Annotated in this window: 17 protein-coding genes and 1 pseudogene; 7 read left to right on the top strand and 11 right to left on the bottom strand. The window is 56.9% G+C overall.

The features are described from left to right. Positions 1–9 precede the first annotated feature (9 nt). From I6F33_RS11195 to I6F33_RS11185, 3 genes are all read right to left on the bottom strand, one after another. The gene (locus I6F33_RS11195; RefSeq protein WP_225128198.1) at positions 10–984 is read right to left on the bottom strand and encodes a GDP-L-fucose synthase; all 975 of its coding nucleotides are present in this window, start codon (positions 982–984) and stop codon (positions 10–12) included. Positions 985–1,277: 293 nt separating this feature from the next. Further along, positions 1,278–1,550, bottom strand: a complete 273-nt coding sequence (locus I6F33_RS11190; RefSeq protein WP_225128200.1) for a hypothetical protein — start codon at positions 1,548–1,550, stop codon at positions 1,278–1,280. Positions 1,551–1,770: 220 nt separating this feature from the next. After that, positions 1,771–2,850 carry an ABC transporter substrate-binding protein gene (locus tag I6F33_RS11185; protein WP_225142468.1) on the bottom strand — a complete coding sequence of 360 codons (1,080 nt, stop codon included), beginning with the start codon at positions 2,848–2,850 and terminating at the stop codon, positions 1,771–1,773. Positions 2,851–3,022: 172 nt separating this feature from the next. Here I6F33_RS11185 and I6F33_RS11180 point away from each other — a divergent pair, with 172 nt between their 5' ends. The 4 genes from I6F33_RS11180 (at position 3,023) to I6F33_RS11165 (ending at position 6,987) form a co-directional block, all read left to right on the top strand. Further along, entirely contained in the window at positions 3,023–4,522 is a 1,500-nt protein-coding gene (locus tag I6F33_RS11180) for an undecaprenyl-phosphate glucose phosphotransferase (protein ID WP_225142466.1), read from the top strand. Between the two features lie 109 nt (positions 4,523–4,631). Then, on the top strand, positions 4,632–5,534 hold the full coding sequence (locus I6F33_RS11175; RefSeq protein WP_225128205.1) for a glycosyltransferase family 2 protein: 903 nt from the start codon (positions 4,632–4,634) through the stop codon (positions 5,532–5,534). Next, complete coding sequence (locus I6F33_RS11170; protein ID WP_225128206.1) at positions 5,527–6,489, top strand: UDP-glucuronic acid decarboxylase family protein; 963 nt, start codon at positions 5,527–5,529, stop codon at positions 6,487–6,489. Before I6F33_RS11175 ends, I6F33_RS11170 begins: the two co-directional genes overlap by 8 nt. Before the next feature lie 195 nt (positions 6,490–6,684). Further along, a complete protein-coding gene (locus I6F33_RS11165) occupies positions 6,685–6,987 on the top strand; it encodes a hypothetical protein (RefSeq protein WP_225142464.1) in 303 nt (100 codons plus the stop codon). 276 nt (positions 6,988–7,263) lie between these two features. Here the strand turns inward: I6F33_RS11165 and I6F33_RS11160 are convergent, their stop codons facing one another. Together I6F33_RS11160 and I6F33_RS11155 are read right to left on the bottom strand one after the other, a co-directional pair. After that, positions 7,264–8,046: a glycosyltransferase family 2 protein gene (locus I6F33_RS11160; RefSeq protein WP_225128208.1), complete on the bottom strand. Its 783-nt coding sequence runs from the start codon at positions 8,044–8,046 to the stop codon at positions 7,264–7,266. Positions 8,047–8,050: 4 nt separating this feature from the next. Beyond that, the gene (locus I6F33_RS11155; protein WP_225128209.1) at positions 8,051–8,626 is read right to left on the bottom strand and encodes a putative colanic acid biosynthesis acetyltransferase; all 576 of its coding nucleotides are present in this window, start codon (positions 8,624–8,626) and stop codon (positions 8,051–8,053) included. 941 nt (positions 8,627–9,567) lie between these two features. Here I6F33_RS11155 and I6F33_RS11150 point away from each other — a divergent pair. The 3 genes from I6F33_RS11150 to I6F33_RS11140 all read left to right on the top strand — a co-directional run bounded on the left by I6F33_RS11150 (position 9,568) and on the right by I6F33_RS11140 (position 12,380). Beyond that, complete coding sequence (locus tag I6F33_RS11150) at positions 9,568–10,188, top strand: glycosyltransferase family 4 protein (protein ID WP_225142462.1); 621 nt, start codon at positions 9,568–9,570, stop codon at positions 10,186–10,188. Continuing rightward, positions 10,145–11,443, top strand: a complete 1,299-nt coding sequence (locus tag I6F33_RS11145) for an O-antigen ligase (RefSeq protein WP_225142460.1) — start codon at positions 10,145–10,147, stop codon at positions 11,441–11,443. The genes I6F33_RS11150 and I6F33_RS11145 overlap by 44 nt, the downstream gene beginning before the upstream one ends. Positions 11,444–11,732: 289 nt before the next feature. Further along, positions 11,733–12,380, top strand: a complete 648-nt coding sequence (locus I6F33_RS11140; protein WP_225128212.1) for a hypothetical protein — start codon at positions 11,733–11,735, stop codon at positions 12,378–12,380. A 624-nt stretch (positions 12,381–13,004) separates the two neighbouring features. Here I6F33_RS11140 and I6F33_RS11135 read toward each other — a convergent pair. The 6 genes and pseudogenes from I6F33_RS11135 to I6F33_RS11110 all read right to left on the bottom strand — a co-directional run bounded on the left by I6F33_RS11135 (position 13,005) and on the right by I6F33_RS11110 (position 20,738). Further along, positions 13,005–14,349 (bottom strand): annotated as a pseudogene (locus I6F33_RS11135) (IS5 family transposase). Positions 14,350–14,516: 167 nt separating this feature from the next. Then, entirely contained in the window at positions 14,517–15,251 is a 735-nt protein-coding gene (locus I6F33_RS11130) for an FkbM family methyltransferase (RefSeq protein WP_225142458.1), read from the bottom strand. Between the two features lie 529 nt (positions 15,252–15,780). Then, positions 15,781–16,476, bottom strand: coding sequence for a hypothetical protein (locus I6F33_RS11125; protein WP_225142456.1), 696 nt, complete (start codon positions 16,474–16,476; stop codon positions 15,781–15,783). A 524-nt stretch (positions 16,477–17,000) separates the two neighbouring features. Further along, positions 17,001–18,152, bottom strand: a complete 1,152-nt coding sequence (locus I6F33_RS11120; protein WP_225128216.1) for a hypothetical protein — start codon at positions 18,150–18,152, stop codon at positions 17,001–17,003. A 46-nt stretch (positions 18,153–18,198) separates the two neighbouring features. Next, positions 18,199–19,179, bottom strand: coding sequence for an aldo/keto reductase (locus I6F33_RS11115; protein ID WP_225142454.1), 981 nt, complete (start codon positions 19,177–19,179; stop codon positions 18,199–18,201). Continuing rightward, complete coding sequence (locus tag I6F33_RS11110; RefSeq protein ID WP_225142452.1) at positions 19,176–20,738, bottom strand: GMC family oxidoreductase; 1,563 nt, start codon at positions 20,736–20,738, stop codon at positions 19,176–19,178. The genes I6F33_RS11115 and I6F33_RS11110 overlap by 4 nt, the downstream gene beginning before the upstream one ends. Between the last annotated feature and the right edge of the window lie 2 nt (positions 20,739–20,740).

Genomic DNA, 20,740 nt, shown 5'->3' with positions numbered 1-20,740 from the left:
CTAGTCTACTCAGCGCGTTGCGCCGACTTCCAGATGACGTCCATAGCCATGAAGATAATCTGCGTAGGCCGCTGCAAGGCCGGCCCGCAAGGCAACTTTCGGCTGCCAACCAAGCGCTCGGATTCTCGAGCTATCCAGCAGCTTGCGTGGTGTCCCGTCAGGCTTGGATGTATCGAACGCGAGCTTGCCCCCGTAGCCCACGACCTCCGCGACTGTGGTCGCGAATTCGGCGATCGACAATTCGTCGCCTGTGCCGACATTGATCGGCTGGTCACTCGAATAGTTCTTCAGAAGGAAAACGCAGGCATCCGCAAAATCATCGACATTGAGGAATTCGCGCAGCGGCGTGCCGGTGCCCCACACCGAAACGCTGGGTGCATTGGCGAGCCTGGCTTCGTGGAAGCGCCGGATCAACGCTGCGGGGACGTGACTGTGGTCCGGATGATAATTGTCGCCGCGACCGTAGAGATTGGTCGGCATTACCGAGATGAAATCGTCGCCATATTGCCGGCGATACGCCTGGCACATCTTGAGGCCAGCGATCTTGGCGATTGCGTACCACTCGTTGGTCGGCTCGAGCGGTCCTGTTAGCAATTCGCTTTCGGCCATCGGCTGCTTGGCGTGCTTGGGATAGATGCAGGACGAGCCGAGGAACAGCAGGCGCCGAACACCAACCGCGTGACTTGCGCGGATGACGCTCAATTCCAGCGCAAGGTTGTCGCAGAGAAAGTCGACCGGGAAATTGTTGTTGGCTGCGATACCGCCAACCTTTGCAGCGGCATGAACCACGACGTCCGGGCGATTGGTCTCGAGCCATTTGAGCGTGGGTTCTTCCTTCGTCAGATCCAGCTCGCGCCGATCAGCCGTGAGCACGGTGCAATTTTCCGACGCAAGCCGGCGGACGACAGCTGATCCCACCATGCCCCGGTGACCCGCGACGAAGACACGTTTGCCCGTGAGATCGTAGGTTGAAGCCCCTGTCATCGTATCCTCTATCAGCATCCGTTTGGCTGGATCGCACCACCTGGCGAGATCCGGCGACCGGTCGCTTTATGCAATCACGCTGCAGATGCAGCCCCGACGAACTGCTAACACAATCTTCACCATGCGACAGCCTGCCCCGGTCCGACAAAGATATTCATGGTGAACCTGCGCTGCGCGCACAAATGATCAGCACACAATGAAACAAAAACGAGCAAGGCAGCCGCATCAATTTGTGCGACTGCCTTGAAAACGATCGGTAACGGGCGGCAGCCGCCGCTCAATTTACTTGGATCTTAGTACGCCCGACGCAGGACCGGACCGACAGGCGCGCAAACGCGATCCATGTACCAGCCATAAGGCGTCTCGACCCGCACCAATGGGCAGCGGCGCCACGGCGTATAACGATACGGGTACGGCTGCGCCCAGAACGTAACGGGTGTCACCTGGCTCTCGCCTGTGAGCAGGGCGGCCGGCGCGGGCATCTGCATGGCGGCGCTCGCTCCGCTCGCTGCGCAGAAGGTAACAGTTGCAGCCAAAAGACCTGCTCGCATCAACGTCTTGAACATCCAAAAAGCTCCTCGCCCCTGCGGATTGATCCCCCGACCCGCGCTTGTCAGACCCCAGCCGACCAACGTCACGGTCCGGAAAGCCACTCCGCGACTAGCCCAAATAGTGAACCGAACTTTACCAAGGCCATCGGCGGAAATGCAACCGATGCCGGCGCGGCCGAGGGCCTTTTGGAACGATATGGCGCGCAAGTGTGGCTTCTTGGTCCTATTTTTGGTCCTATTTCTCCTGGCTCCAGGCACGTGGAGCCGCGAGGTCGGGTGAACGGCGGTAAACATCCCGCAGGAACTGGTAGCTGACCGTCTGAGCCAAGGGCACGTCTTCCTCGCCGAGCTTGGCGAAAAGAAGGATATCCCGGAGCGTCCGCCAGCGGCTTTCGTCGTAGTCGCCGATGCGGCCGCCGGTCGGCAGCACCAGCGGGCGCTGCTGCTGCAGCTCGAATTTCAGCCGCTCGGAATTCAACCTGGCCGGATCGGCGCCCGCGAGAACGGGCACGCTCCGTGCATAGTCCGCGTAGGTGAATTGCCATCCTCGAATGAGGCCCTGAAGGACATCGGCAATGATGGATGGCTGTTCATGGACGAGAATATTGCTCGCGAAGTAGACTAGGCCAGGAACATGGATGCCGTAGTCTTGCGGTTTGATGACGTTCAGCTTCACGAAGGTCGAGCTGGTGGGATCCGGCTGGTCGTCGATGGCGGCGATGATCGCGTCCACCTCCCCGGCCCGCAGGGCTTCGAAGCTGTCGCGGTCCGGGACCTTGGTGATCTGGCTTCGGGGCAGCCCGAGTTGCGCCATCATGGCATCGAAGACGACGTCTCCCTCACTCGCCCTGCGGTAGCCAACCCGCTTTCCGACCAGATCGGCCGGCCGTCGCAAGGCGGAGCTTTCGAGCGTGAAGATCGCGACAGAGGTGTCGAGGAAGCTTGCGGCAAACGCAGTCACGGGGACGCCGCGCCAGCTCGCCAGCAGGAAGTTTTGGCCGCTCGTCACGCCGATGGCATGTTGGCGTGCAATGGTTTGGACGAAGTCGGGATCGGGCTGAGCCGACACCTCGATGCGGGAAGAGAAATATCCCTGCCTGGATGCGGCGAGCTCGCCGGCAAACCGCGCGCCATAGGGCCCATCAACGAGGAGCTTGATTGCGACGGGCCTGGACGCCGTTGGCGCTCGGAGGGGCGCCGCATCGGGACGAAGAAGGAGAAGCACGAGTCCCACCAAAGCGACGGCCGCAAGGCCAATGGCGAGGTAGCGCTTCCCTCTCGGCCGGGTCCGCCGCCGGGACAGGGTGCGAGGCAACGAGGACTTCCTAACGGTTTGTGAAATTAAACATATCAGTCGAGGCGGGATGAGCTACAATGCACGCTTGTGGGGTAAGGTTAATTTTTCCTTCGCCTTGTTCTAACAGCGATTTTGCCCGATAGCACGGCTTGTTCGGGCTAATGAATTTTGCGTCAATGGATTTGGCAGGATGACAATTCTTTCCACTCGGCCGGTGCCCGTCGCTGATTCTGCGACGGAAATCCGGGTTGTCGAGCCGGTCGCGCCCACACCTACAGGGTTTGCGCCGAGCTGGCTGCGACCTGTGGTGGTCGAACGGCTGCTGGCTTTGGTGGATGCGGCGCTGATCGTGGTCAGCGGCATCGGCTGCGCGGTCGGCTATCACGTCGTCACCGCGGGCGTGCTCGGCAAGGCGGACGTCTATGCGGCCGCGAGCGTGCTGGTGGCCATCAACTTCGTCCTGCTGACCATCGTGCAGCGGGGCTATCGCCTCAAGACCGTCACCAACCTGCCCCGCACGTTCCGGATGACGCTGGCGACCTGGACCGGCCTCTTCGGCGCGCTGCTGGCGATCGCCTTCACGATGAAGGTCAGCGACGAGTTCTCCCGCGGCACCACGATCTCGTTCTACCTGGTCGGCCTTGCCGCCCTGCTGGCCTGGAAGATCGTGGCGGCGCGCTGGACCGCGCATGCCTTGCGCACCGGCGCCTTCGCCAACGGGCGGGCACTGCTGATCGCCGAGTTCGGCCTTGCCACCTCGTCCAACACGGTCGACGACCTCGGCCAGCACGGCTACCGCCTGATGCGCGTGATGGAGATCCCGGCCAAGGAGTTGGCTTCGCCCCTGCTGCTGTCCTCGCTGGCGCCGCGCTTCGAGGAGCTCATCAATTACGCGCGCGAGCAGCGGATCGAGCACGTCTTCCTCCTGATCAACTGGAGCCGGCAGCACGCGATCGACAGCATTCTGGACGCGCTGAAGATCCTCCCCCTCCCGGTGCATCTGGTGCCGGACCCCAATACGGCGCGCTTCCTGCGCTATCCGCTTTCCGGCACCGGCAACACCTTCACCGCCGAGCTGCGCCGAGCCCCGCTCACGTTGCGCGAACGCGCGTTCAAGCGCGCGCTGGACCTCGTCGGCGCGAGCTTTGCGCTTTTCGTGTTTGCGCCGATGATGCTGGTGACCGCGCTCCTGATCAAGCTGACCTCGACGGGACCGGTGTTCTTCCGCCAGACCCGCCACGGCTTTGGCGGACGCGCGTTCAGGATCTTCAAATTCCGCACCATGCGCGTGCTCGAGGACGGCCCGAACATCGTACAGGCGCAGAAGAACGACCCGCGCGTCACACCGATTGGCAAATGGCTGCGCAAGACCTCGATCGACGAGCTGCCGCAGCTCCTCAACGTACTCAAGGGCGACATGTCGCTGGTCGGCCCCCGCCCGCACGCGGCCGCGCACAACACCGAATATGAGCAGATCATCGGCAACTACGCCTTTCGCCACCACGTCAAGCCCGGCATCACCGGCTGGGCCCAGGTTAACGGTTATCGTGGAGAAACCCGCACGCTCGATCTGATGCAGAAGCGCGTGGGGTATGATCTGTGGTACATCAACAATTGGAGCATTTGGCTCGACATGAAAATCCTACTAGGGACAGCTATGATGATTGTTGCTCGCCCAACGGCCTACTGAGCTGGGCAGACCTGCTCTGATCCACCGCAATCGAAGGCCTGCGGTCACGACAGGAAGGCGTCGTCCTTCTCATTATATCGAAATGCCGCCTCCAATCTAAGGAAGACTCTTGAGCACCCCGGGAACACTTGAACAGGCAGCAACGAACTTTGTTTCCATCCAATTGAAGCCCCAGTGCGTCGTAGTCTTTCTGACGTACAATTCGGCATCCATCATCCGAGAGACTGTTGAGCAAGCGAAAAAGATCGGCGCAGACCTCTTCGCTGTGGACTCCTTCTCCACTGATGACACAACTGCAATATTAGACGAATGCGGTTGCACCGTATCGCAACGGGCTTTTTCGAACTATAGCGACCAGAGAAACTGGGCCATCGCACAGGTCTCGGCATACAGTTGGCAGCTACACTTGGATGCAGACGAAGTTCTCGATGACCAAGCGGTACAAGAGATCAGAGCGATCCTTTCTGGCAAGCCAAAGTTTGATGCGTACATGTTGCGTCGACGAGACTACTTTATGGGCAAGATGCTTCGCTTTAGTGGCGTGAATCCGTGGCATCTCAGATTATTTCGGTCGGGCGCAGGCCAATGTGAGGCTAGACTGTATGATCAGCACTTCGTCAGCAATCAGCCGTGCGGCAAATTAGCGGGTCTGATGCATGATAAGAACTCGGCATCTTTAGGCGATTGGATCGTGCGGCACAATCGCTGGAGCGATGCGGAGGTCAGTGAGCTATCGAAGACAACACAACAAGACGGCCCGATACTGCGAGGCAGATTGACCGGAGATGCGCGAGAGCGGACACGATTCGTGAAGGGCGTTTACTATAGTCTTCCGAGCGGCCTCCGGTCCCTTGTATACTTCTTCTATCGTTACTTACTACGATTGGGCTTCTTAGATGGCAAAGTCGGATTTTACTTCGCGTTCTTTCAAGCTCTGTGGTTCCGGATGCTCGTTGACGCGAAGATGTATGAGCGCCATTTAGAGCGCGGTGGAGATCAGAATAATGTCTAGAGGCCAATACGACCAATTCAAGCGTATTCTAGTGACTGGCGGAGCAGGCTTCTTGGGGAGCCACCTATGCGACCGCCTCATTGCCGGTGGGCACGAAGTCGTTTGCGTTGATAATGTCTTCACCGGCACCAAGCGCAACATCGAGCATCTGCTGGGGCATCCGCGTTTCGAATGGTTCCGCCACGATGTGACATTTCCTCTTTTTGTTGAGGTCGACGAAATCTATAATCTCGCTTGCCCCGCATCTCCGGTGCACTATCAGCATGACCCCGTTCAAACTACAAAGACAAGTGTGCACGGGGCAATAAATATGCTCGGCTTAGCAAAGCGACTGCGAGCAAAAATTCTCCAAGCCTCGACGAGCGAGGTTTACGGAGATCCTGAGATTCATCCACAAGTCGAATCCTACTGGGGTCGTGTAAATCCGATCGGAGTACGAAGCTGTTACGACGAAGGCAAACGCTGCGCAGAGACGCTTTTTTTTGATTATTACCGGCAGCACAAGTTGCGCATTAAAGTTGTTCGAATCTTCAATACGTACGGTCCCCGCATGCACCTGCGAGATGGCAGGGTCGTGACCAACTTTATCGTCCAGGCCCTCAAAGGCGAAGACATAACCATTTATGGCGACGGCTTGCAGACACGCAGCTTCTGCTACGTTGACGACCTGATCGAAGCAATGATCCGTATGATGAATACCGGTGATGAGGTTACTGGACCAATTAATATTGGCAATCCCGGTGAGTTCACCATGATTGAGCTGGCGGAGAAGATTATCAACCTAACCAACTCAAAGAGCAAAATTATCAAGCTGCCCTTGCCGCCCGATGACCCCAAGCAGCGTCGGCCGGATATTGATCTCGCGTACAAACTGCTCGATGGTTGGGAGCCAAAAACGAACTTAAATGAAGGGCTAGGCAAGACGATTTCCTATATCGAAAAAGCTCTAGAGTAGGACTACACCATCCTCGATCGTGAGCTTGCCAACTCAATCAATATCCAACTGCCTAGCCTGCCTAGCACCGTCACGGGGATAGCCGTCACTCGCGTTTTTTGCATCCACCGGAAAACTCTTCGGCATGGAGGGGTGTCACCACAGCGCCTTCTAAAAATCTGGCGAACAAACTTCGGAAGGATCGAAAACCGGTGGATGGATGAGCACACCGTTCTTTCTCACGGGGAGATTGCTGAGCCTCCGGGAGCGCTAATCGACGACAATAAGAAAGATGTCAGCTTCTGGGTTGACAAGCACAATCGCTATGCAATTAGGGAAATGATCGACTTCCTAAACCAGGAGCACAACTTCTTTCAGGAAGACAGCACCTTAACCTCAACGGGAGAGGCGAAGGCGAAGCGCTTGAAAAAAGCAGGTACTCTACAATCGTGCACCTCTGCTCTATCGCGCACTAGCGCTCTTTCTTTACCGCTATTTTTTCGCCTAGGGGCTCCTTGATGGAACAGCGGGTCTTTCATTTGGTCTTTTTCAGACGCTCTGGTACAGATATCTTGTCGATCTGAAAATTATTGAGGCATGCAGGTTGATTGCCCGTCCCGGCATTGAAGAATTCAAACGAGCGCTCAAACGAGAGCACGGCTTCGAACTCTAGGACCCTCGTCGTACCTCTTCTTCTTCCACACCAAGAGCGTCGAGTGCCGCGCCAGCCTTCTCCCTAAAATTCTTGTGTGCAACCAAGCCGTCCCGGGCATTATGCCCGTAACTGTCCAAAGATCACGAATAGCGCAGCGCGTCGTATAAATTCGGGAAAATGCGGCGCACAGAATTTGTACCCACTTTTGCAACCCACAAGACGGCTGCCACGGCCCGGTTCATTTTGCTTTCTTCGATGTAAATGCGCCAATGCTCCGCGTTAATTTGCCGCCGATGAATGTCTCCTTGAGAAACGCCTCCCCTCTCGAACAAGCAAACGTTGGCAGGGTACTGCAACGTCGTCACATTCGGATCGTTTAGCATTCGCGTTGTTAGCGCCCAGTCAGACGAAAACCTGTATGAGAGATCGTATCCGCGACCTAACGCACTCCGCAGGTAGAAAATGGCCTGATGATGAGTGAACATCACGTAGAAATTGGCTTTCGGCGCCCGAGCCGGCTTCTGCCATCGCTGCTGCCCGTCCGTCTCGCAAGCGTCGCCATATACAATCGTCGGGCGACGATCCTTGATGAGATCGCTCACATTTTCGAGGACGCACTCATCAAAGAAGCAGTCCCCTGCGTTCATAAAAATGCAGTAATCTCCAGACGACATTTTGATGCCCTTGTTCATGGCATCAAAGATTCCTCGATCTTGTTCTGAGATGAATTTGAAGCGCTTGTTATCCAGCTGCTCCAGCAAAGCAACCGTTCCGTCGGTGGATTTTCCATCAACGACGATCCATTCAAAATTGTCGTATGTTTGCTGGAGAACCGTCTCCAAGGTCTTCGAAAGACCTGAAGCGTTATTGAACGTGACAGTGATCACACTAAACTTGGGACGGGCGTCCGACAGAATCCGCATGAGATTATGACTCAAGATCGCCACGCCCACCGCGGGCGCGCTTTGGCATCGCCGGATTGCCAACATATACCATTTGAGGTTCAAGGTCCTTGAATGTCACGCCACGAGCTCCCAAAACTGCACCCTCGCCCATCCTGACCCCTGGTCCTACGAACGCCTCGGCTGCCACCCAACAATTTCGCTCGATGACAATTGGTTGGGCCACAAGCTGAAAATTGGGATCATCAATATCATGCCCTCCGGCGCAAAGATGGGCTCGTTGCGAGATGATCGTGCCAGATCGAATAGTAATCGGTGCCATATTATAGCAATTTACGCCCTCTGCCAAAATGCACCTTTCTTCCATCGTCAGATGCGGAGGATACCAAACGCGCGCGCTTCCACGAACGTCCGTGCGTGCGCCCATTTTTGCACCAAACAGCCGGAGCAAGGCGCGCCTCCATCCATGCATCGGTGCCGGCGTCCACGATGCCAGCAATAGCCAGGTCACATTCCACATCGCCCGCTGCAGGCGGTTCGATAACGAAAAGCTTGCTCCACCATCCAAGGGCTTTGAAATCTTTGCGTCAATGATCGCCATCTCGCTCGTCGCTCCCTGCGGCAACCCGCTTCTGAATCTACACAAACTGCTCAAAAGCGCCCGGCCAGACAATCCCTCGCCACTCCCCATGGGACGATATAGTTACTTTGATTACCGGAAGCCGGCAAAGCCTTCCAGAACGGGCGACCGCATTCAAAAACAATTCCGAGACGAACAAGGCTAATCCCGATTGGCGCCAGCGGAGGACGGTTTCCGCCATTTATCCGTCGCCCCGGCCATGATACAAGGTGAGATGAGAGATTTTTGCTTTCGTTGAGAGGATCGAAGCCGTTCCCCGGCCTTCGCTGACAAATCGAGACAGACGGCATCCGATGCTTGGCCGCCTTAAGGATAACCCGATCAATTGCTTTCTGTCACAAAGCTCTGCTCCTACATAGAAACGTTATACTTTCTGGATTGGCTCGCGATTCATGACGGCAACTTACACTGTTTACCTTTGGGAGCCGGAACTATCGCCCCACAAGTTGCCCTTATTCGAAGAGTTGCTGTGCCACTCAAGGGTTTTGCGCGCAATCTATATCGCCCAAGCGGACCTCCACGCCGGTCGTCAACGTGAGGGTTGGCAAGTCGAAATTGGGAACGAAATCCCCATTTTGGTCGCCCCAAGCGCCGAACAGATTGATCAGATTGTTGCGAACTCCCCCAGTAACTCAATCCACATTTTCTCGGGCATGCGCTGGGTCCCATGCATTGTAAGCGGACTACGAGCCGTCGTTAAGCATCGACGCAGGTTTGGTATTCTACACGAACCTCGTGTGCTCGAGGGATTATCTGGCCTTGCGCGCCTGGGTCACTCCTGGCTGACAGAGGCCTCTCTCCGTCGACACGCGAGCTTCATCCTCGCGATCGGAGCTCACGGCCCAAGGTGGTTTAGGCTGACGGGCTATTCGAGCTCGCGCATTTTCCCATTCGCCTACTTCTTGAGCAAACGAGCCGTTTCCGACGCCAGCTTCAGCGTGGCGACGAGTGCCGAGCCGGTTGTTACATTTCTGGGTCGCTTGGAGGAGCTCAAAGGTATCCATTTGTTCTTGGGCGCCCTCAGCAAGATTACGAGCAAGGCGAGGTTCTATGTTGCGGGATTTGGGACCTGGTCCCCTCGCGTAGAGGATGCTCAGCGCAAACATACAAATCTTCAATTTCTGGGCGCTATCAAGATGGCCGAAGTTCCGTATTTGCTGTCTAATACGGATATCCTGGTGCTCCCCTCCATCACCACGGACGACGGTTGGGGGGCCGTCATCAGTGAGGCACTCATGGCCGGCGCGGCTATCGTTTCCTCCCATAAAGTGGGCGCATCAATGTGCTTGGCGGATCCCGCACGGGGACGCGTCGTCAACAAGCTTTCGGAGGCTGAGGTTGCCAGGGCCGTTGACGACATCATCGACAACGGATTGCTAAACGACTCTTACAGAAAGGCCAGAGCCGAATGGGCCGACAAGCATCTGACCCAGCGCGCCGGCGTCGAGTACCTCCTTAGAATTCTCGACCACCTTTTTCATGGAAAACCTCGTCCGCATTCGTTTGTCGCCGAACATGACTGAATCCGACTTAACGCCGATTGCTTCGCAGCGGAATTTTTTCTCTCGCAAGGTTTGGCCGTCGCCCTACCGAAGCAACTCCAGCTCAGTGCCTTTTGGCCTGCGGCATCTGGTTCTTTGCGCAGCCGCCGTCGTACTCATGTTTTCAAACGACGAGAGTAATGCGGTTGCTTTCCAGGCGCTTGGCGTGGCGCTTTTCATCCTCTCCGGCGCCATGTTCTTTGTCACCACTTTCGATCGCGCGGTGGAGATCACGCCGTTCGATACCGTCATGCTGATTTCTGTGCCTCTGTCCTATACCGCGGCGGCCCTTTCTCAGGACGGCTATTCGCTGATGCACACGACGATTTTCTTAGTGACCTACCTGTCCGCCATGATCATTGCCCAGCGTACAACAGCGGAAGAATTGATCATGTGCGTACGCGTCTCGACGGTAGCCATACTTATCCTTGTGGCGTTCGTTTTCGGACACACTTTGATTTCTGGTTTGATGCCAGGGCAGCTCAAACGCTGGGAACTGCGGGAAGCTCCATTTGGAATGCACCCAAACCTTGCGGGTTTCAACTACGGCGGCTTCATCGTCATGGCCGCAAATTCTGGCATGCTGAAGTGGCGATATAATCATTTGCTTACCGCGGTAATTATAGGCTTCTGCCTCGCCGTGATGCTCGTTGCTTCGGCTCGCGGCGGGCTCTTGGCTGTCGTGCTGACACTGGCGGTATATGTGTGGACGGAGATTCTTAGGGGGCAGCGGTCGACGTTCTATCTAATTATCATTGGCGCTGCGCTGGTCGTGTTGTCCTTCGTCTTCTGGGATACCATCGTAGCCTATGCGGTCGAGATGCTAGACCTCGAGTCAAAGCAGCGCGGCCTTCAATCGGGAGGCACAGGACGGTTTGAAATCTGGGCTCGCGGGATTGACTATATTTCAGGCAGAAGCTGGGAGATATTCATTGGTAGCGGCCTGAGAACTGCCGGCCACATGGGCTTTCCCGTCGAGAGCTCCTACATCAACCTTGCGGTCGAGTCAGGTATCTTCCTGACGGCAGCAATCTTGATCAGCTTCCTGAGCATATTAGTCAGATCTTATCGCAAGCAGGGAAGCGCAAGCCCGTTTCATCGATTTGCGTTCTACACACTTCTCTTCGCGATGTTCCAGTCCATTTTCAACAGGTATCTCATCGCAGTCGGCAACCCATTCTCATTGATGATTCTGGTCATTGCATCGAAAGCTTCAGCCAGAAGTAACCCACGATAAGGCGCAACTCGGGCGAACGACGTTACTAGAGGGCGCGCTGTTTCGGCTCGAGCCGGCATCTGCGTCGAAAAAGAACCCGACACTTGGACATAATTTGCAACCACGGAATCAGGTCTTGCAGCTAAAATCAGCGGTATGCCTTGTTTTTCTAACGTCGATAGCGCAACCTGCGCAGGCGTGCGATGATAGACCGCCTCCAGTCGGAGCGGTTACACTTAAGTACACGAACGTCGCATTTGATTTCTGTCCGCATCTCGCCGACATATCGTTTTCAGGATATGGGACGGCAGTGAAGCTCTACAACGGACATTGGTGGACTAAATCGACACCAAGCCCATCGCTCTACAGTGAGCGCCCGGACGGTACGCTGGCAATCGCTCAGGGAGGCGCCGTGACAAGCGTACCCAAGACGATGGTTCAGGGTTCTCTACCTTTGCTCTCGGGTGACAAAGGGTTCTTCGTAGAATTCGAGACCTCCCTTTCAGACGATCACGAAGATCATTTTCCGGCCGTGTGGCTAATGCCGATTGAGCATAATCAACGACAGGAGGACAGCTATCCTCCCGACGAACGGGGCTTTGAACGCTGGCTTGAAATCGATGTAGATGAGGGTGGCTTCAGCCCGGGTCCAATGGCGACGGCCATATCCTGGTCCGGCATTTGGCCGAACTACCAACGGGTACGAAGCAACCCCAATCTGCGCAACGACAAAATCGATCGCTCTCAACGACACCGTTTCGGAGCTGGATTTGACCCCGAACATCTCAAGATCACGTTCTGGTATGATGACAAAGTTCAATATGTTGCCTCAGGCGCTTCCGTTCCCGAAATCGCTAGGAAGCAGCATTTTTATATCATCATGAACGCCGATGCCCACAAACTGAAACTCCCGTATCAGCTTTACATACACAGGGTTCGCGCTTTCATACCCGAATGAGGAATACGCCCCAAAATCGGTCGCTTCCCCGAGTTTTGTTCATAAAGGGACCGCTCCTCCTTGGAACTGTCTTCGACGAACGGGATCGAGGTAACGTGCTGCGCATGAACAATCTAGGATAGAATACATTAAGCCGAGGGACTTGAGGAAATTGAACAAGCTTCGCTATTACTACCGGGCGGCCCGCCATGTTGTACGAAGCATCTTGTCGGCTATTCAGTTAGTCAAATTCCCGATTTCGATGAAGGCGGCGTCGAATTCTTCGCGACGGCAATGCGCGCCAGCCGCATTTACCTTGAGTATGGCAGCGGAGGCTCGACCATTATGGCCGCGAAGTACGTATCTCGGTTGGTCAGCGTAGAACCGGACGCACTCTTCGCCAAAACTGTACAGACCGCCCTGCCCGAGACGGATGCGGAAATTTCTATCCTGACGCCTTACATCGGAGTTACACGGGATTGGGGCTGTCCAGTTTTCGATCACCCAACTCCAGCGAAAATCGCAAGGTGGAAAATCTTGCCGCAAGCGCCATGGAAGGTACTTTCGGACACACCCGACCTGATTCTGGTTGCTGGTCGGTTTCGAGTCGCCTGCGCCCTGGAAAGCCTGCTACCGAGTCGTCCGTTAAGAAGCCGATTGCAGCGGTGAGCGTTCGCTGGCGGCCGCGACGAGGGTGGTCAGGATGAGGCACCAAAGAGCCTTCAGCCAGACGAGGACACGGCGGAAGTTGTGACCGACGGCGGAGAGGATGACGTTATCCGCATCGCCGCTGCGGCCTTTGAGGTAGCATCGGCCGAGGTGACCCTCGGTCTTCAGGTGTTCGATGATGGGCTCGATGGCGGAGCGGCGGCGCAGCTCGCGTTTGATGACACCGAAGACGCCGCGCTTCTGGCCGGAGATGAAGACCCGGCGGGGATTTTGCGCGTCGTGGCCGCGGTATCCCTTGTCGACATAGGCCCGTTCGATCGCACAGCCGGTGAGTGTCTCGGTGCGGTCGATGACGTCCCGCAAGGTGTGACCATCGTACGGGTTATCGGGTAGCGCCCTGGCGTGCAGCACGAACAGGCCGCCAGGAGCACGGCGGTTGTTGGTGACAATGGAGGCTTTGAGACCGAACTCGTAGGGCGCGGCGGCCTTGCCCTTGCCGATGCACTCGACCTCTGGAGCATGGAAGGAATAAAGCTTCCAGCCGCGCTGGCGCTGCTGCTGCGAGCGGATCTGCGAGCCCCGGCCGAGCGGGAGGGCGAAGGCGTTCTCGAGCACGGCCTCACCTTCGATCTTGCGCTGATATCGCGGATGATCCGGCCCAGCGGCAGCGCAGGATGCGGAACTGCCGCTGATGCCGCTTGAATTGCTTGGCGTAGGCGTAGCGTCCCGCCATTATCGTCGCGGTCTTGGCAATGCGAAGATAGGACTGCCGCAGCTTGACCCCCTTCTTCCTCGCCAGGCGGTTAAGCCCCTTGATTGCCGCGTGCAGCAGCTTGGCATCGGTCGGAAAGGTGATGGCCTTCGGCTGCACGGTGGTATCGACCGTGACCCGCTTGAGGTCCTGGCTGCGCAACGCGCCGGCCTCGTGCGCCACCCGCAGGCTCTCAGCCAGCAACAGCTCCAGCTTGTCGCCAAGCCGCTTGCGCCAGTGGCTCAGGTCCGAGCGCTCGTGCGAGAACGCGTGCTGAAAGAACTCTGCGCCGGTGAAGTACTGGAAATAGGGGTCGTGGACCCAGCGCTCGCACACCCCCTCATCGGACAGGCCGTAAATGTGCTTGAGCAGCAGCAGTCCGATCATGAATCGGGTCGCAATCCCTGGCCGACCGTTCTCGCTGTAGAGCGGCGCAATCTCGCCGTCGATCCAGTCCCAATCGACCTTGCCGGCGAGCTGAACCAGCTCGTGCTTCATGTTGATGATCTGGTCCAGCCTGGCCCGGAACAGATCGCCCGATCCCGTCGCTTTTGGTTTCTTCGGTCGCATCGCCACCTCCGATGCGAGAACGGAATCATGACTGGCGATTCGATGGAATCCTGAAAATGAAATTGCAGGGTTCCGATGCCCGGAGCATCAAAACCTTGCAATCCTAAAACACACCGCAACGACAATTGCGACTCTAGCTCAATTGCTTAGCCGCTCTTCACGGACAACTACCGATCGGCTCGGCCACGAGGCTCCTGATCGATGACTATGCTGGCCGGGACTACTCCAAAGCGTCGGCGCCGCGCGAAGGGACTCAGGCGCCTGAGAAGTGCCGCTAGCCAATCGGTCGACAAATGATCGCCCAAGGGCCGTTGCCCCGGCGCTAGATCAGGATAGAGCGCGTCCTTTACGGTATATCCGGCTTCCAAAATGAGCCCGATGACTTCATCGGCGCTCGATCCGTTGCCGGCAAGAAGATTTGGCGACATTTCCGAAAGGATTGTCGGCCGAAACTCCCGCAGTGTTTCCCTAGCGCCTTTGAATACCGCGTGCTCGAAGCCCTCGACGTCCACCTTCATAAAACGAGGCTTGAGACCAAACTGCTGAACGAGATTGTCTATCGTATCGACCCGCACTTCTTCGGACTGTTTCTTGGCTTTCGCAATCGCCGGATGGTCAAGGTTCCCAAGAGATGAGTACTCCTCCTGTCCATCCACATAGTTTAACGTCATCGAGCCAGGGGCATCGGCTGCGGCCCCCTCGAACACCACGGCGCGATTATCCAACCCGTTCAGCGATATATTCTGCTGAAGGCGCTCCGCCGTATTTGAGCTGGGTTCAACCGCTAAAATGCGACCGTTGCGCAACCTACGCCCGATTGCCACTGTGAAGAATCCGATGTTCGCCCCAACATCGAGCACGTCAGCATCTGGGTCAATCGCGCCGAGCGCCAACTGGATCATTCCGGCTCATATCGGCCTTGCACAACCAGCCGCGAAAACAATTCGGATCGCGAATTGATTCTGAACTGGCCGTCGAATTCCGGAACTTGAATGGTAACGTCACCCACGAGAAGAGATCTAAGGCGATCAGCACATGCTGTTCTCGCTCGCGGGACCGCCAAATGATACGCCTACGAACGGCAACGGCGGGCGCGGCTAACTCTTGAAGAAGAGGAACGCGGTAGTAGAGCGATCGGACAAAACTCATAATTGGACACCTATTGCAATGAATAGCAACAGTTCATCGGCTCGCCTGAGAGTTGTCAAGACGGAGCTGGCCCCACCTCTTGATTGAAGCCCGAGTGGTTAACTGCTGCGGCTCGCGTTTCTCAATATGGATCCAAAAAAAACGCAGACTGGCAACATGTCCGCTGATGATAGTTGGGCCCAACGGGCCGCAAGGCGCTGGTCATTGGAACATACCAGACGCCTCGCCGCGCGATGCCATACCCCCCAAGTGCAGGCGCTCGGCTAGGCGTGCTGATTAGCTTCAGTGCCCGGCACCCTCATTCTTACACTCAGGTATGCTGGCAACGATACGCCGGGCCAGCTTAGCGTTACCTTCATCAGTTGGGTGAATTTCATCTCGATAGCTGCTTGAGGACCAATCTTGGCCGTCCGCTATCACGACATAGCTCGTCATGCCGCTCCCGATCCCCTCACCGGCGGCGTTGAGATTCACTGACCGGCTTCTCGCATCCAGGACTTCGGCTCTCGTGGGATAGAGCACGATCGTTATAGGGCCAGGGTACTCACGACGCAGCCAGGCAAATTCGGATCGCCAGTCACTGTCCCCAATAGGCGGGGCTTCGCGCGCAGGGAAAAGCTTCTTGTCGATTACGTACCATACTGCGAGCACGGGACGCTGAGTGGGATGCGTGCGCTCAGATATCCATCTCGATGCCTCACCGAAGTCGGCCGAGTTGAGCACGAATACGATCCGCGTAAGCGAACTCAGAATATCGGCGTGCTGATGCAGATACCGAAGCTCGTTCAGGAATGCCCAGCTCCCTGCTCCGACCGGCCAAACACGCGGGCAGAGAACATTCATCAACGGGCCCAGTCGCTGAGGTTGATCCGTCAGATTGCCACCCATGACTAAACTATCACCGACCAGCAATATATTTCGCGCGTTTTCGTCAGGTCGGAACGGCTCGGCTACTCCCATGCTGAGTTCATTGAACACCCAGGCATTCCTGCCGAGAAACGCACCCTGCTGGTTTGGCCGCGGAATGTAGCCAAGCGTCTGGCTACTCGTATAGAGTGGAACGTCTGTAACGCCTAGAAGACGAAGCCCGACCTCGGAGGCGACCCCAATGGTAACCAGGCCTGCGAGTAGAAGCGGAAAAAATCCTCTTGACATCGTATATATCAACTTAGGTGATGCGAGAGCCACCAGCCACTGCAAGGGCCGCAAGGCCGCGGCGGCAATGATAAGAGACGGAAAGAGGGGGCATTATTGATGTTGCTCTATTGCGCGTCTTCCAACATCTTCACCATCTGCGGCTGCAAACAACGGAAGGAAATGGTGCAGCGTGGCAAATGTGGAGTTTTCTGCCAGCAGGAAGCGATATGATTTCGCATCAACCGATATTATTTGGAGTGTGACCTACGGAGGTTTCAAGGGCAAGCACCCAAATAGCGTAAAAGCTTGATTTTTCCGGTCTCAGCAGACATAGCCTCTGTATAACCCTTCGGAGCTTCTTCAGATCAACGATCTGTCTGCATCCACCTATGAACCGCTGCCGCCTGGTCCAGCCATCCGATGTATCCGAAACCCGGTCTCCCCTTTTCTGCAAGATCGCCCTTCGTATGCGATAGTATCTTTCGCAGGGTTTTGGTCATATCGGACGGGACAAGCGGAAACCCCTCCTTGAAGATCAGTTGCTGATCGAGCCCTCCCTCGTATTGAGGCAGCCAGGCGACCCAGCAGGGAATACCGAGACAGGTAAATTCGCGGAGACTTCCGGGAACGCCGCCTTCCGCCGATGACATTAGCACGCCAACGTCGGATCTTGCGATACTCTCCAGCAGCCGGCGCTTGTTCGAGACGAACCCGAGCGCATCGACGTAGCTGCGCTTGGGTATCGCTCCCGGATCAGGACCAACGACGCAGAGCCTGATCCGCGCTTGCTCGGCGCCGGACAGAGCATCCATCGCTTCAATGATCTGCAAGACCCCCTTGCGCGCCGCGTCCCGGCCGATGATCGTAAAGACGATAGGTCCATCGGACTGGACCGGGCGTTTATCGCGCATCTCGCAGGCGAGCTCGAAATCAGCCCTGGACATGTTCAGGCCGCGCCCCGTGACGTAGATCTTCTTTTCGTCGACCTCGTACCGCTCGATCAGAGTGCCTCGGATCACCTGATCGTAGACGAACACGCGGCGTGCCCGTGCATACAATCTGGTTTCATTCTCGATGAGCTCTTCTCTGGCCTTGGGCGTCAGCGTCCTTGCATACTTGAATTGCTCCAGGAGTTGGAGGTACGTGGCATCTCGATAGACGTAGAGGCGGCAATCGTCCGCCGCGTCTATCGCGCGCCACAACGAGGGCGCCATCAGGCTGGTGAAGCTGATGATGCTTGTGCCGCTCGAGAGGCTTATGGGTACGCCCCGAACGCTGGCCTCGTGGTAGTCTTTTGAAAAGAAGAACGCCGACTTTTCAAAAGTTCCGGTCTTCACTCCCCAACGCAGGTAAGTAAGCGGGATTTCAGTGATCCTCTTGAGCGGGATCGGCCGGATGAACGCCCCATCGCGATCCCCGACCACCTCGCGCAGATTCTGCATGAAGTAGTACGGCGACCCCGAATAGTGGATCGGGTCGCGCGCCGCGTAGACATAGACGCGACCGTGAGGTTTCATCCTTATGTCCCCGTTTCCAACCATCACTCGTCTCTCGTTCTGACTATCAACGGGGAGCAGCACTACGCGACAGCACGATATCACGCAGGCCAAGGCAGTTCCGAAGTGTACGCAACACCTCGGCTCCTGCTTCCGTGTCGGCGCTTTGCACAAATTGCAGATAGGATGCGATCCTGCCTCGCGCTCGCGAACTGAAGAGTACGAGGCCGCGGGGATTTGCCGCAACTGCCGCCAACAGCAGAACCTTGGCGATGTCATCGGGGGATTCAATCTCGATGCGGCAGAGCTCTTGCAGCCGCGCCCTGGAACGGGCATCGAGCCGGAGCTTCTCATCGACAGCTTCGATCGCGCCCAGAATGCTACCATGGAAAATCTGGTAGCGATCAGCGAACAAGCTCTCGTCGGCCACACGAACTGACCACGGCCGTTGATACACCTCGAAGTCAAGGCCCGCAGCGTTGATCTGCTTCATGCTTTCGACGCTAGTCCCTATTCCCAGCCGCCGTACCTTTCCCTGGCGGACGAGCTTCTGAAGCTTGTCGAGCAGTTCGTCCGAGACGTCCCGCGGACTCACCTCATGGAGCAGCAGGACGTCGATGTAGTCGGTTTTTAGCTTCGCCAGCGATTTCTCAATCGACCGATCGATGAATGATGCTGAGAAATCCGTCTGGACCGGCGTGGAATAGATCCGCTTGGCCGCAAGCTTTGATAGTCCCGGGGTCCAGCGGCGCAGCGGAGTGGCAACCAGGCGGAGAAGCTGCCTTCTGGAGCTTAGCTCGCCGTGGGGAATACCGACCTTGGTCGCAATGGAAATATTGTGGCGCTCGCCGCGGAAGGCGGCGGCCAGCACGTCCTCGGAGGTGCCGTGTCCATACATTGGGGCCGTATCGAAGTGCCGCACACCGAGATCGTAGGCCAGACGCAGAAGGCGCAGATTGCCCCGCGCCTCGATTCCCCCGGTAATGTGCGAACAACCAAAGCCGATCCGGTCCAGAGCCCGTTCCGTCGTGACGCGCTTCAAGGTCATCGCTGCACCTGCAATTTGATCATCTCGGCCGTGCGCAGCGCTAGCGCCATGGCCGTGAAGGTTGGATTGGCAAAACCTGAGGTCGGAAATACCGCGGCACCCATAACATAGAGGTTTTCGCAGCCGAACACGCGGCACATCGGATCAACCACACTATCCGATTCTGAGATACCCATCCGAACTCCTCCCATATGATGGAAGGTGTCCACGAAGGAAGCCAACAGCTCTGGCCCTCCGGCCAAGATCAGCTCAGGAATCGCTACCTTCGCAATCCCTCGACTCTCGAAATAATGCTTCGAGAGCGCCGCAGCAGCCTGGATGGTTCTGATCTCCTTTTCGCCGGATACTGCCCAGCTCAGTTCAGGAATCCGCATTCCATATTCATCACGAATCTCTGAAAGCGTGATCGTGCTGCTCGGCAACGGCACTTGCTCGAGCATAACGCGAAGCTGAATGTTGCCGTTCATCGGGGACCAGATCCGCTGGTTCACGAGATAGTGCCAGGCCATCGGGAACCCTAGGCGTGCTGCTGCCCAGATTTCCGAGGCAATCCTCTCGGGGTTGGACAAACGCCCTTTCAGCAGGCCGGCCAGGAAGATCTTTGCATTCTGCACATGCTCCTGCGCCTCGAACTTGACGTGGATTGCTGCGCCGAGAAGCTCGTCCTCGATCTGGCGCGCCTCGGACAATCTCAGGCGCGGCTGAAGCTTCATGCCTTGCAAGAAGACGTTGTCGAACAGGCTTCTGAACAGGCTCTTCTCCAGCGGCTTGAGACTCGCGATGGTTCCCTCCAAATGGTCCAGGAAGCCACGACCCAGCCACGGATTGTTACCCCAGGGCGGAGCATAGCCATCCGTCGTCTGGTGCTGTAGCAAGCGGACCATCTCGACCGTTCCATTGGCGAGGACGACGAGGCGCGCGGCAACTTCGACGGCTTGGGCTCCGAACCCGACTGTTACCGCCGCGATTTCGCCGCCCGCGCTGATCCGCAGGCTCGTGACCGGAGCATTCGTAGCGACGGTGACGTTGGCATTGCCCTCGAGAAACCGCGCGAAACGAAAGCGGAGATTTTTTTCAGTCAGCCAGCGGGTGTAGAAATATTCGAGATCGTCGTCTCGGTACTCAGCCGGCGTTTGGAGCTTCTTGATGACGGTGAAATCGTCGCTGAGCCCATCAGGCAGACCGAGCAGACGTTCGCACTCGGCGTAGAATGGCTCAATATCTTCCAAGCTGATGGGCCATACCGCGTCGCTCAGCCAAGGCCGCTGTGCAAACACCGTCCGATCGAAGCGAACCAGCTGCCCGCCCCAGAAGTTGGTCGTGCCTCCGAGCGCCCGGAAACGTCCCTGGTGCAAGCCCGCATGCTTACGGCCCTTGGACACCGCCGCCTGGAAGATCGTCTGGGAGTCTTGATGCAGTTGCTCTGGCCCCGCCTCCAAGATCAGAACCCTGACATCCCGAGATGCCAAATAGACGGCAGCCACAAGGCCGACGGCCCCGCCGCCCACGATAACAACGTCCGGCGAGAGCTCCGCCAAATCGATCTTATCAGACGACACTA

This window comes from Bradyrhizobium sp. BRP20 (genome assembly GCF_020194215.1).
Lineage (GTDB): Bacteria > Pseudomonadota > Alphaproteobacteria > Rhizobiales > Xanthobacteraceae > Bradyrhizobium > Bradyrhizobium yuanmingense.
The sequence above is the reverse complement of the archived record's forward strand: the minus strand, read 5'-3'. Positions and strand labels throughout refer to the sequence as shown.